This is a genomic window from Collinsella sp. TF10-11AT (genome assembly GCF_003437565.1).
Classification (GTDB): domain Bacteria; phylum Actinomycetota; class Coriobacteriia; order Coriobacteriales; family Coriobacteriaceae; genus Collinsella.
In genome coordinates this window covers 1-13,677 of record NZ_QSQW01000013.1, presented here as the reverse complement: position 1 = coordinate 13,677, position 13,677 = coordinate 1, and the positions used below count along the sequence as shown (strand labels likewise).

General features: G+C 58.6%; 9 protein-coding genes. 4 read left to right on the top strand and 5 right to left on the bottom strand.

The features are described 5' to 3' along the window. Positions 1-42: 42 nt before the first annotated feature. The 5 genes from DXC99_RS08575 to pflB form a co-directional block, all read right to left on the bottom strand. Positions 43-1,494: a PTS transporter subunit EIIC gene (locus DXC99_RS08575; protein ID WP_117583518.1), complete on the bottom strand. Its 1,452-nt coding sequence runs from the start codon at positions 1,492-1,494 to the stop codon at positions 43-45. A gap of 45 nt (positions 1,495-1,539) precedes the next feature. Beyond that, positions 1,540-2,922 carry a family 43 glycosylhydrolase gene (locus DXC99_RS08570; RefSeq protein ID WP_117583519.1) on the bottom strand — a complete coding sequence of 461 codons (1,383 nt, stop codon included), beginning with the start codon at positions 2,920-2,922 and terminating at the stop codon, positions 1,540-1,542. A gap of 183 nt (positions 2,923-3,105) precedes the next feature. Further along, positions 3,106-4,116 carry a LacI family DNA-binding transcriptional regulator gene (locus tag DXC99_RS08565; protein WP_022094949.1) on the bottom strand — a complete coding sequence of 337 codons (1,011 nt, stop codon included), beginning with the start codon at positions 4,114-4,116 and terminating at the stop codon, positions 3,106-3,108. A 301-nt stretch (positions 4,117-4,417) separates the two neighbouring features. After that, positions 4,418-4,669, bottom strand: a complete 252-nt coding sequence (gene grcA3, locus DXC99_RS08560; RefSeq protein ID WP_117583521.1) for an autonomous glycyl radical cofactor GrcA3 — start codon at positions 4,667-4,669, stop codon at positions 4,418-4,420. An 85-nt stretch (positions 4,670-4,754) separates the two neighbouring features. Beyond that, positions 4,755-6,806, bottom strand: coding sequence for a formate C-acetyltransferase (pflB, locus tag DXC99_RS08555; protein ID WP_117629918.1), 2,052 nt, complete (start codon positions 6,804-6,806; stop codon positions 4,755-4,757). 551 nt (positions 6,807-7,357) lie between these two features. Here pflB and DXC99_RS08550 point away from each other — a divergent pair. The 4 genes from DXC99_RS08550 to DXC99_RS08535 all read left to right on the top strand — a co-directional run bounded on the left by DXC99_RS08550 (position 7,358) and on the right by DXC99_RS08535 (position 13,627). Continuing rightward, on the top strand, positions 7,358-7,807 hold the full coding sequence (locus DXC99_RS08550) for a MarR family winged helix-turn-helix transcriptional regulator (protein ID WP_117629917.1): 450 nt from the start codon (positions 7,358-7,360) through the stop codon (positions 7,805-7,807). Next, complete coding sequence (locus DXC99_RS08545) at positions 7,804-10,170, top strand: ABC transporter ATP-binding protein (RefSeq protein ID WP_117629916.1); 2,367 nt, start codon at positions 7,804-7,806, stop codon at positions 10,168-10,170. Before DXC99_RS08550 ends, DXC99_RS08545 begins: the two co-directional genes overlap by 4 nt. Further along, a complete protein-coding gene (locus DXC99_RS08540; protein WP_117629915.1) occupies positions 10,170-12,026 on the top strand; it encodes an ABC transporter ATP-binding protein in 1,857 nt (618 codons plus the stop codon). The genes DXC99_RS08545 and DXC99_RS08540 overlap by 1 nt, the downstream gene beginning before the upstream one ends. 569 nt (positions 12,027-12,595) lie before the next feature. Next, positions 12,596-13,627: a 3-deoxy-7-phosphoheptulonate synthase gene (locus tag DXC99_RS08535; RefSeq protein WP_117583526.1), complete on the top strand. Its 1,032-nt coding sequence runs from the start codon at positions 12,596-12,598 to the stop codon at positions 13,625-13,627. Positions 13,628-13,677 lie beyond the last annotated feature (50 nt).

Below are 13,677 nucleotides of genomic sequence, written 5' to 3'. Positions count from 1 at the left end.
TCCTCAAATGGACTTATCCGCACATTACGCTGAACGGCTCAACTAGAAGCTGACATCGAAGCCAGCACCAGCGCCCTCTTCATCGGTGGTCGGAACGCCCTTTGCCTTGTTGTAGGCAAAGATCAAGACGATCGGCACGATAAAGGCGATGAGATTACCAGCCACATACCACACGAGAGTCTCGGGCGTAACGATGAGCAGGCCAAGCACACCGGTCAGACCCTGACCGATGGCGCGCACCTCAAAGAACTTCACGAAGGCACCGCCGCAGCCTGCACCGATGCATGCGCAGATGAACGGAATGATCGAATAGCGCATGTTTGCAGCGAAGATAGCGGGCTCGGAGATACCGACCAGCGTCGGAATAAAGGACGACATGCAGATGTTGCGCTCTTTGGAGTGCTTCTTGTGAATGAGGTACATGCCGATGGCGCCGCCGCCCTGGGCGATGATGGAGACCGACCAGATGGCCTGGATGTAGTTGAAGCCAGTCGTGGCAACGAGGTTTGCCTCGATACCCTGGATGAACTGATGCGTACCGGTAACGACGAGCGGCTGCAGGAACGCGGCGAAGACAAAGGCACCAAAGACGCCCATCCTGTTGTACAGGACATCGATTACGCCAGCGAGGACGTCGCCGATCAGGTTGCCGAGCGGGCCGAACACGGTGAACAGGGCAACGTTAGCAAGAATCAGGGTAACGGTCGGGACAAAGACAAACGAGACGACCTCGGGGATGTACTTCTGGGCAATCTTTTCGACCTTGGCCATAAACCAGGCAGTCAGGATTGCAGGGAACACGCCGCCCTGGAAAGCAACCATGGGGATGGAGAGCGGACCGAAGTTCCAGTACTCAGCACCCGTCGGGTCCATAACGAACGTGTTACGGTTCATAAGACTCGGGTGAACCATGACGATACCGACGAGGATGCCCAGGATCGGGTTGCCGCCAAAACGCTTGACCGCGCTATACATAACCAGGACAGGCAGGTAGTCAAAGGTGGTGGCGATAATGGCAAAGAAGCTTGCGAGGTTCTTGAGGAACTCGCTGTGATCGGCGAGGCTGCCCTCCATGCCGAAGAGGCCGTTGGCAACGATCAGCGACTTAAGGCCGATGATGATTGCAGCGCCGACGAAGGCGGGAATGATGGGGATAAAGATGTCCGAGAATACCTTGAGGACCGAGAAGAACTTGCCCTTCTTGTCCGCCTCGGCGCCCTTGACCTCGGAAGCGCTGATCTCCTTAACGCCCGTCAGAGCCATAAACTTATCGTAAACCTTGTTGACGGTACCGGTACCGAAGATGATCATGAGCTGGCCGCTGTTGTACAGCACGCCCTTGACGCCATCGATGTTCTCGAGCTCGGCCTTGTTGTATTTGCTCGTATCCTTGAGCACCAGACGCAGACGGGTCACGCAATGCGTGGCGCCCTCGATGTTCTCCAGTCCGCCGACGTTGTCGACGACTTGCTGGGACACTGCCTTGTAGTCCATGTTCCTCTCCATTCCTTTTCTAAATCATAAAACGGTTCGTTGCCGCTACAGAGACGCGATCGTTGCGTTTGCGCACTTGAGCGCACCGTCGGTGACGGTAAGCGCCACACCCTGGCCCTGCTTGTTGCAGAAGCGAGCGTTGAGCGCAACATCATCGACAAAGATGGTCGCGATATCGTCGTCAACGACCAGGCGCACATGATGAGTGCCCTCGCCCTTAAAGAACAACGGACGCTCGAGGCCCATGTTGTTGACCTGGAACCACGGGTACTGGGGAGCCGGCGTGAACTCGAGCTTGCCCTCGCGCAGGTTGGCGCGGAACTCATAGGCAAGACCGGTCTCGGCGTCCTCGGCGAACTTGACCGAGAAGCCGGCAGCGTTACCGCCGAGCTCAATGTCGGTATCGAGCAAGTAGGTGGAGCCGGCGTCTGCAGACAAAACCTGCTCGACCTTGCCCGACTCGCAGGAGAGCTCGAAGGCTTCGACAGCCTTGCCCTCGCCAAAGGCGCCGAGCATGCTGTCGGGAAGCTTGGTGCCGAGCGTTCCGTCGGCACGCTGAACGATCTCGAGGGGCATGAAGGTACCACCCCACAGGTAAGAGCTGGGGTCGTCGCCCTCGTCACGCGTAGGAACCCAACCAAAGAGAACGCGACGCTCGCCATCGAATGCGGTGCGAGCGGCGTAGTACGCGCGGCCGTCGAAGGAGTCGTCAGCGGGGGTAATCCAAGGACCGTTGATGGACTTGGACATGCGGTAACGGGTCTTGTTGCCGTCGCTGTACTCGGAAAAGACGAGGTACCACCAGTCGCCCATCTTAAAGAGATCAGGCATCTCAAACATGGTGTACAGGCCTGGGTTCCACCAGTCGCCCTGGAACTCCCAGTTGGTCAGATCCTTGGAGGTGAACTTGACCAGGCGGCCGGTCATCAGACGCTTGTCCTCGCCCACACGCGTGCCGAGGATGAGCATGTACTCTTCGTTCTCCTCATCCCAAAGCACAAAGGGATCGCGCCAGTTGCGGTCATCGTAACCCTCCTGGGGCGGAAGCAGCGTCTCGGCGATGTTCTTCTCCCACTTGACGGCGTCGTCGCTCGTTGCGTGAAGAAGAACCTGCTTCATCAAACGTGCGCGGACCTTATCGCGATTGCAACCAGTGTAGAGCGCATGGTACTTGTCGCCCACCTTAAACACCGTGCCGGCATAAATGTACTGGTCGACTTCCTCGTCGCCGCCGCGCTCAAGGCTCTCGCCAAAGTCCTTGTAGTTGACGAAATCCTTGGTCGTAGCGAGTGCCCAGCCAAACGGCTCTCCGAAAGGTTCGGGGTTACGCGTGTCACGCTGATGATAGAGATAGAACGTGCCGTCCTCGCCGTACGGCATGATGTCGCCTACCCAAATTCCCTCAGGCTGGTAATACACCTTGTGCATCCGAGACTTCCTTTCCACGACATACTAACTCGGTACAATGGCAAGATATGTCAATCGTTTTCATATGTCAAACGTTTTCATATCAATACGTCTTTTCGCAGTTCCAGTCGTCGGTAAACGGTTGACATATGCCGGCGAACGGTCATCGGAGGCGTTTGAGGAATTCTTTTGGCACAGGATGAACTACGCGGTTTTGCCCTCAATGAGTTCAACGGGGAGCTTGATATTCGATTCGGGATTATCGCCGTTAATAAGAGCGATGATGGATTGCGCCGCGAGCTCTCCGATGCGATCGATATCTTGACGTACGGTTGTTAAGTCAGGCATAAACGTCATAGTTCGGCGGGCACCATCCGCGCCCACGACCTTAATATCGTCTGGAGCGCTCAAGCCGCGCTGCTTCATCACGTTGAGACAGATGGCCGCCATCGTATCGTCTCCCGCAAAGATGCCGTCAATATCGGGGTTCTCATCGAGGATCTTCGCAACGACCGCGCCCTTTTCGTCGTCGGGCTTAACGAACTCAACCTCACGGACAAGCGCGGACAAACCGGCCTGCTCAACAACATCGAGGTAGGCATCGGTACGCTTATTGGCGGGCATGCGCATGCGGCTATTGCTGCGCAGGCACAGGATACGCCTGCAGCCGTCATCAATCAGACGGCGCGTGGCGAGCTCGCCAATGCCATAGCTGTCACTTGCAATCTGGACAGAGCCCTCGCCAAGATCGCAGTCGATGCCAACCAGGCTCAAGCCCATCTCGGCATATGCCTCGGCACCGATATTGAGGGAGTTGACGATGACGCCGTCGACCATATTGCGGCGGAGCATGTCAATATAGGAACGCTCAAGATCGGGTCGATTGGCACTGTTGCACAGCAACATCTTAAAGCCGTTTTCCGCTAACGTGCGCTCGACCGCCTGCACAACCTGAGCATGGAACGGGCTGCTCACAAAGGGAACGATCATGCCGATAAGGTTCAGACGGCCGTTGAGCATGGCACGGGCGATATCGTTGGGCGTATAGTTGATGCGCTCCATCGCGGCATGGACCTTATCGCGGGTCTCTTGGCTAATATAGCCGCGATTATTAAGCACGCGAGATACCGTAGTAGGCGAAACCCCCGCCACCGCTGCAACTTCCTTGATGCCAGGCTTAGCAGAATCCTTAGAACGAGCGCCCTCGCGAGCCATAGCACCCTCCCCCATCAACATGTCATACGTTTACATACGAACAAAGCATACCCCAACAACAGCGGGAAGACGGTAACGGCACAAGTAAGTAGACGACTCATCCAAATAATTAGGAGAGTTCCGCCTAAAGGGTGACTACACAGGACCCCCGCCGGGCCGCTTTGGGTTACTTTCCAAAACATTTCCGCAGGACGCAAAGGGCTCCGCCGCGCGAAGCGCGCAGCGGAGCCCTTTGCATGTCCGAGGACGTTTTGGAAAGTAACCCAAAGCGGCCCGGCGATCCTGCGGGAGTTAAACCCCTTTAGAACTTGTCGTGGAAGGTACGCGAAATGACCTCGTCCTGCTGCTCCTTGGTGAGCGTGTGGAAGTTCACGGCATAGCCGGAAACGCGGATGGTCAGCTGCGGGTACTTCTCGGGGTGAGCCTGAGCATCGAGCAACGTCTCACGGTTGAAGACGTTGATGTTCAGGTGATGGCCACCCTTCTCGGCGTAAGCGTCGAGCATGTGGACCAGGTTATCGGCCTGAGTCTCGGAAACTTCAGAAACCTTCATAATGTGTCTCCTTCGATCGATAGGCGCCGGCCGAAACCGGCGCGCTAATCAGTAATCGTTATTGTTAGTATAGCACTAACAATAGTTACTCGCCCAGCTGATCAAGGTCGATATCGCCAAAGAACACCTGGTCCTCCTTGCCGAGCGCACCCGGGATGATGGAGAAGGTGTTGGAGATGCCGTCCTGAGCATCGCGGAACGGGAGCTTGGAAACCGAAGACAGCGAAGCGATGGCGCCGTGGCTATCGCGCTTGTGCATGGGGTTAGCACCCGGGGCGAACGGCTGGCCGGCCTTGCGGCCGTCGGGCGTGGAACCGGTCTTCTTACCGTACACGACGTTGGAGGTAATGGTCAGAACCGAGGTCGTGGGCACGGAGTTGCGGTAGGTGTCGTTCATGCGGATGTACTCCATGAACTGGTGCACAACGTCGTGAGCGATCTGGTCGACGCGGTCGTCGTCGTTACCGTACTTGGGGAACTCGCCCTCGGTCTCGAAGTCGACGATGATGCCGTTCTCATCACGGACGGGGTGGACCTTGGCGTACTTGATGGCGGACAGGGAGTCAGCCACGACGGAAAGGCCAGCGATGCCCGTAGCGAACCAGCGGTGCACGTGCTTGTCGTGCAGAGCCATCTGGATGCGCTCGTAGCAATACTTGTCGTGCATGTAGTGAATGATGTTCAGCGAGTTGACGTACACGCCAGCGAGCCACTTCATCATGTCGTTGTACTTGGCCACAACGTCGTCGTAATCGAGCGTATCGCCCTCGACGGCGCGATACTTGGGGCCGACCTGCTTCTTGGAGACCTCGTCAACACCGCCGTTGAGTGCGTACAGCAGGCACTTGGCCAGGTTGGCGCGGGCGCCGAAGAACTGCATCTCCTTGCCGATGCGCATGGAGGACACGCAGCAGGCGATGCCGTAGTCGTCGCCATGGTAAACGCGCATGAGGTCGTCGTTCTCGTACTGGATCGAGGAGCTGGCGACAGAAGTCTTGGCGCAGAACTTCTTGAAGTTCTCGGGCAGACGGGTCGACCACAGAACGGTCATGTTGGGCTCGGGGCTGGTGCCCATGTTCTCGAGCGTGTGCAGGTAGCGGTAGCTCATCTTGGTAACGAGCGTACGGCCGTCAACACCCATGCCGCCGATGGACTCGGTGACCCACTGCGGATCACCGGTGAACAGGGCCTGGTACTCGGGGGTACGGGCAAACTTGACCATGCGGAGCTTCATGATGAAGTGATCCACGAACTCCTGGATCTGCTCCTCGGTGAAGGTACCGTTGGCAAGGTCGCGCTCAGCGTAGATGTCGATGAACGTAGAGGTACGGCCGATGGACATAGCGGCGCCATTCTGCTCCTTGACGGCAGCGAGGTAGGCGAAGTACATCCACTGGATGGCCTCCTGCGTGTTGGTAGCAGGGTTGGAAATATCGAAACCATAGGTCTCGGCCATCATCTTGAGCTCGCCGAGGGCGCGGATCTGCTCCTGCAGCTCCTCACGGTCGCGGATGTTGTCGGCGGTCATGACCGTCGGGGTGGAAGCCTTCTGGGCCTCCTTGTCCTTGATCAGGTAGTCAACGCCGTACAGGGCGACACGACGGTAGTCGCCGATGATGCGGCCGCGGCCATAGCCATCGGGCAGACCGGTGATGATGTGAGCCGAACGGCAGGCGCGCATCTCGGGGGTGTAGACATCGAAGACGCCGGCGTTGTGGGTCTTGCGCTCGAAGGTGTAGCGCTCGACAACGTTCTCGTCGACCTTGTAGCCGTGCTGGCTGGCGGCCTGGCAAGCGATGCGGATACCACCGTTGACGTGCAGAGCGCGCTTGAGCGGCTTGTCGGTCTGGAGGCCGACGATGGTCTCCTTCTCGCGGTGGGCGTTATCGATGTAGCCAGCGGGGTGGCTCACGATACCCGTGACGGTCTTGGTGTCCATATCGAGGACACCGCCCTGCTCGCGCTCCTTAAGCAGCAGGTCGAGAACCTCGCCCCACAGCTCCTTGGTACGCTCGGTCGGGCCGGCGAGGAACGACTCGTCGCCCTCGTAGGGGGTGTAGTTCTTCTGGATGAAGTCTCGGACGTCAACCTCTCCCGTCCAGATGCCTTCCTTGAAGCCTTCCCATGCCTCCTGCATTGTGTAACCACGCTCCTAGTTACGTGTAATGCGGCGCTCTCTCACACCGCTGCTTATTGAATTCTTGAATGTTCGGCTTGCACCACCGGCTTCATTCGCCTTCCGTCGCGCGTTAGCGCAGGGAAAAACGTTTATTCACCTTGGTCTTGCAACCCTAAACCCAAGATTTCACCCGTTAGTGAAGGATAACATAGCCACCCCCTTCATCAGGGCTGTTATATGTTCCTTTTTTTGTGTCATTAGAGCGTTTTCAACAAATCCGCAGGAAACGCGCCCGCCATCAGCTACCGTTCACCGAATTATTTGATATTTCCCCTTGCCTTTATACGTCCTTCACTCTAGCTGTTATGCCAGCTTTAGCAGGGTAAAGTACCCACCGATAGATTTTTGGGACCTTCCTAAAAATCTACTTTTTCGCCGCGACGGAGGCGGTGGCATGAAATGCCCACGAAGGTAGATTTCTAGGCATGTCCCAAAAATCTACTGTATGAGGCGTGCATACAGGGGTATCATCTTTCACCGAAAATAGTTTCTAGTGTTAGGGGTTTTCGGTGGAAGATACCGATTTCCATGAGCTTGGACGTCAGCTCTTAACTGAGTTTGGCAGCATGCATCAGCGCATTTCGCGCTTTGTGGACAAAGCCCTCAGTGGTGAGATGGCCGTCATGCGCGCCCTCATGCTCGCCGGCGGTTCGCTCACGCCGAGCGAACTCGCTGATCGCGCCTGGGTTTCGAGCGCCCGCATCGCCAACATCCTACGCGCCCTCGAAACCAAGGGCTGGGTCGAGCGCGAGCACTCAAAGACCGACCGTCGTCGCGTACACGTCACGGTGACCGACAAAGGCCGACAAGATCTCGAAATCAAACGTCGGGAATTCGAGAAACGCACCGCGGCCTTCCTCGAGCAGCTCGGCGAAACAGATACCCAAGAGATGGTGCGCCTCCTAAGGCGTGCCAACGAAATTATCGATCGCAATCAAGAAAGGAGAGATGCCGAGTGAGGATTCTCAAGCTCTTTAAAAAGCATATCCTGGCACTGCTTACAGCTATCGTGCTCATCGTGATCAGCTGCAATGCCGACCTCGCGCTACCTACGTATATGAGCGACATCGTCGACGTGGGCGTGCAGCAAGGCGGCATCGCCTCGCCCGTACCCGACACCATTCGTGCCGAATCGCTCGACGACCTCGAACTCTTTATGAACACCAAGGACGCCAAAGCTGTGGAGGCCGTGTTTAGCAAGGCTGACAAAAACGGCATTCGAACGTACAAGGGCACCGAGGAAGGGCGTGCCGATGGCGGCAAGATTGCCGACATTATGAGCCTGCCCGAGACCGTCGTCCTTTCTCTCAACCAGGGCATCGACGCCAGCTCCATGGGCGATATGATGGGCACGTCCAGCGACCAAGACAGCAGCGCCGCCCAGGCCATGCCCTCCCCCGAGCAGATGGCAGCGATGACGCCCGAGCAGCTCGCCGAGATGCAGCAGAAGGCCGCAGCGGCGCAGAACATGCAAAAGCAGATTGATGCCGACGGCGGCAAGATCACCATGAAGAGCCTGCGCCTAGGCGTTGAAGGCGGCCTCATCGACCAGGGCAAGCTCGTCGAGGGCGCCAACGATATGGCGGACAAAATGGGCTCCATGTCGGGCTCTATCGTCACGCAGCGCGCCGTGACCTACGTGCAGGACGAGTACAAAGCGCAGGGCATCGACCCCGCCGACGTGCAGAACGCCTACCTGGGCCGCATGGCGACCACGATGTTTGGCCTGTGCCTGGTGTCGCTGGTCGCCACCATCCTGACCGGCGCCGTGGCGTCGCGCACCGCCTGCTCCATCGCCCGCGACCTGCGCCGCGAGACCTTCAACAAGGTCATGCACTTCTCGCCGGCCGAGGTGGGCAAGTTTAGCCAGGCCTCGCTCATCACCCGCTGCACCAACGACATTCAGCAGATCCAGATGGCAGCGACTCTGTTCATTCGCATGTGCCTCATGGCGCCTGTCATGGGTATCGTCGCGGTCATGCGCGTCCTGGCCAACCACACCGGCCTGGAGTGGACCATCGCCGTGGCCATCGTCGCGGTCTCGGCCGTCGTCGGCGTGCTCATGGGCCTCACCATGCCCAAGTTCAAAAAGATGCAGAGCTTTGTGGACCGCGTGAACCTTACCGCGCGCGAGCTGCTCGACGGTCTTATGCCCATCCGCTCGTTCAACCGCGAGGAGCACGAGCTCGAGCGTTTTGACAAGGCATCGCTCGATCTGATGACCACGCAGCTCTACACCAACCGAGCTATGAGCTTTATGATGCCGCTCATGATGCTCGTCATGAACTGCATCACCGTGCTTATCGTCTGGTTTGGCGCGCAGGGTGTGTCCGACGGCGTGATGCAGGTCGGCAACATGATGGCGTTTATCTCCTATACCATGCAGATCGTCATGGCGTTTATGATCCTCACCATGGTTTCGGTTATCCTACCCCGTGCCGAGGTCGCAGCCGAGCGCGTGGAAGAGGTCATCACTTGCCCCACGAGCATCAACGACCCCGCCTCGCCCAAACTGCCCGCGGCCAGCGCGCCGCACGGTGAGCTCACTTTCCGCGACGTGAGCTTCCAGTATCCCGATGCCCGCGCCGATGTCATCAGCGGCGTGAACTTCACCACGCACGCCGGTCAGATGCTCGGCATCATTGGCTCCACGGGCTCGGGCAAATCCACGCTCGTGCAGCTGATTCCGCGCCTGTACGATGTCACGGGCGGCAGCATTTCGCTTGACGGCATCGACGTGCGTGACATGACCCTTTCCGAGCTGCGCCGGCGCATCGGTTACATCCCGCAGCAGGGGCGCCTGTTCTCGGGCACCGTCGAGAGCAACCTTAAATTTGCCGGCGACATGGTGAGCGATGATGACATGCACCGGGCGGCACGCATCGCCCAAGCCGAGGACTTTATCGCCGAGCGCGAGGGCGGCTACGACTCCCCCATCAGCCAGGGCGGCTCCAATGTCTCGGGCGGTCAGCGCCAGCGTCTGGCCATCGCCCGCGCGTTGGCCAAAAAGCCCGAGGTCGTGGTGTTCGATGACTCGTTTAGCGCACTCGACTACAAGACCGACGCGCGCCTGCGCGAGGAGCTGGCCAAAAACGTTACCGACGCCGCACTCGTGGTCGTGGCCCAGCGCATCGCGACCATCATGCACGCCGACCAGATCATCGTGCTCGACGACGGCCACGTGGTGGGCACCGGTACGCACGAGGAGCTGCTGCACAGCTGCCCGGCGTACCTGGAGATCGCACAGTCACAGCTTTCCGCCGAGGAGCTGGGGCTTACCCAAGAAGAGATTGAAGCCGTTATGGAAGGAGGCGAGCGCTAATGGCAGACGAAACCAAGACTCAGATTCCCAAGCCCACCCGCCAGCGTGGACCCATGGGCCGCATGGGCGGCATGCGTCGCGGCGAAAAGGCCAAGGACTTTAAGGGCACCATGAGGCAGCTGCTCGGCTATATCGGCCAGCACAAGATTGCCGTGTTTGCCGCCGTCGCCTTTGCCGTGTGCTCGGTCATCTTTAACATTGTGGGGCCCAAGGTGCTTGGCCAGGTTACGACTAAGCTGTTCGAGGGCTTGGTTGCCAAGGTCAACGGCACCGGCGATGTCGACTTTGCCTGGATCGCCAAGACGCTCGGCTTTTTGCTCTGTCTGTATCTGGCGAGCTCTGCCTGCAGCCTGATCCAAGGCTGGCTCATGACCGGCGTCACGCAAAAGATTTGTTATCGCATGCGCAAGGAGATCGCCGCCAAGATCGCTGTCGTGCCGATGAGCTACTTCAACGGCCACAGCAAGGGCGACGTGCTCAGCCGCATCACCAACGATGTCGACACGCTGGGTCAGTCACTCAACCAGAGCGTGACGCAACTCATCACATCGGTGACGCAGATTATCGGCGTGCTCGTCATGATGCTGTCGATCAGTCTGCCGCTCACCGGCGTCACCGTGCTCACGCTGCCGGCAGCCGCGATTATCCTGACCGTGATGATTCACTTCTCGCAGCCGTACTTCCGCGAGCAGCAGCAGGTCCTGGGCGCCGTCAACGGCATCATCGAGGAGGACTTTGCCGGCCAGAACGTCATTCAGGTGTTCGACCGCGCCGTGGCCTCGATCGAGGAGTTCGACAAAGAGAACGACCGCCTCTTTATGAGCGGTTGGCGCTCTCAGTTCCTGTCGGGCCTGATGATGCCGCTTATGAGTCTGGTGGGCAACATGGGCTACGTGGGCGTCGTCGTGGTGGGCGCGCAGCTCGCGCTGACCGGCAATGCCACACCCGGCGACATCCAGAGCTTTATCCAGTACGTTCGCAACTTTACGCAACCCGTGCAGCAGCTGGGCAACGTGAGCAACACGATGCAGTCGATGGCCGCCGCCACCGAGCGCGTCTTTGAGTTCCTGGCCGCGGCCGAGGAGGAGCAGAAGGCCGACGCGCAGATTCCCGAGAAGCGCCCCGGTCACGTGGAGTTCGACCACGTCAAGTTTGGCTACACGCCGGACAAGACCATCATCCACGACTTTAGCTGCGAGGCGCAGCCCGGTCAGACCATCGCCATCGTCGGCCCCACCGGCGCTGGCAAGACCACGCTCATTAAGCTGCTGCAGCGCTTCTACGACGTGGACGGCGGTTCGCTGCGCGTCGAGGGCATCGACGTGCGCGACTGGGACCGCGCGGCACTGCGCGGCGAGTTTGCCATGGTGCTGCAGGATACCTGGCTGTTTAACGGCACCATTCGCGAGAACATTCGCTACGGACGCCCCGATGCGAGCGATGCCGAAGTCGAAGCCGCCGCACGCGCCGCACGCTGCGACCACTTTATCCATACGCTCGCCGGTGGCTACGACTTTATGATCAACGAGGAGGGCACTAACCTGTCGCAGGGTCAGCGCCAGCTCGTGACCATCGCCCGTGCCATTTTGGCCGACCGCCCGGCGCTGATTCTAGACGAGGCGACTTCCAACGTGGACACCCGCACCGAGGAGCTCATTCAGCGCGCCATGGATGCGCTGATGCAAGGCCGTACAAGCTTTGTCATCGCGCACCGCCTGTCCACGATCCGTAACGCCGACGTGATCTTGGTGATCCGCGACGGCGACATCGTCGAGAAGGGCACACACGACGAACTGCTCGCCCAGGGCGGCTTCTACGCCGACCTGTACAACTCGCAGTTCGACGAGGCGGCGTAAAACCGGCGGCAAACAACCGCAATACCCAAAGAATGGGGGCGCAGGACAACCAGCGCCCCCATTTTTCGTTCTGCGGCCCTTGGACCGCATCCCCTGGAGCCGAATTGACGGTCCTTTCCAGCCCCTGTGGGCAAAAAATGGCAAATATGAGTACTGTCACCTTTTTAGTAACAGCCAAAACTGCCCCAAACGACCTCATTGCGGCCTAGATATGCCTTCAAATTGATCAAAATGCCCGGTAGCATGCTTCTGTGTGCCAACGTTAATGAACATATTTACTGTTGTGTCTATTATCTTGTAAGATCGATATGATACTACGCTAGCAACAGTACTCATATTTGCCATTTTTTGTCCATAGGGTATGCCGCAGAAGATCCAACTTGCTCCAGCGTGCCGTACGTTGGCCCTCCCCTTCCGGCGAGCGCCGACATTTCCCCAGATAAAACCGACCAAAATAAACCTGTCCCTTTTCGGCAGGTTTCACTTGCACTTTAGCGTGCGACAGCGGATAATGCCGAGCATTCGAGAATTCGCCAATTGTTGCCGTTAATTGATAAAGGAGGCCCCATATGGCCATGGAATTCAAGCGCAGGCTGCCGATCCCCATGGAGATCCGCGAGGAAATGCCGCTTCCCGCCGAGCTTACCGCCAAAAAGCAGGCATTCGACGCCGAGGTCGCCAAGGTCTTTACCGGCGAGGACGCACGCAAGGCGCTCATCATCGGCCCGTGCTCTGCCGACCGCGAGGACTCGGTGCTTGAGTACATGAACCGACTGGCCAAGGTCGCCGAAGAGGTCAAGGACAAGCTCATCATCATTCCGCGTGTCTACACCAACAAGCCGCGCACCAAGGGCACCGGCTACAAGGGGCTGCTGCACAACCCCGACCCCGAGGCGCCCGATGACCTGCTTGAAGGCGTTAAGGCCATCCGCCACATGCACCTGCGCGTTATTGAGGAGACTGGCTTCTTTACCGCCGACGAGATGCTCTACCCGTCCAACTACCAGTACCTCGTCGACCTGCTGAGCTACGTCGCCGTGGGCGCGCGCTCGGTCGAGAACCAGGAGCATCGTCTGGTGTCGAGCGGCATTTCGGTGCCTGTGGGCATGAAAAACCCCACCGCCGGTTCCACCACCGTTATGCTCAACTCCATCTACGCCGCCCAGGCACATCAGAGCTTTATCTTCCGCAACTGGGAGGTCGAGTGCGACGGCAACCCGCTCGCGCACGCCGTTATGCGTGGCTACATCGGTCTCGACGGTCGTACCTACCCCAATTACCACTACGAGCACCTAGAGCGCCTGGCCGAGCGCTACACCGAGCATGCCGGTTACGCCAACCCGGCGGCGGTCATCGACTGCAACCACGACAACTCGGGCAAGCGCCCGCTGGAGCAGTACCGCATTTGCAAGGAGGTGCTCGACAGCTGCCGCCGCAACGAGTCCATCTCCAAGCTGGTCAAGGGCTTTATGATCGAGTCTTACCTTGAGGACGGCAACCAGCCGGTCGATGGTGGGGTCTTTGGTAAGTCGATCACCGACCCGTGCCTGGGCTGGGAAAAGACCGACTACCTCATCCACGAGATCGCAGAGCGGGTTTAGTTACGCGGGCCGCATTTGGACAATCTGACGTTCAACTTCAAGGGCGCGAC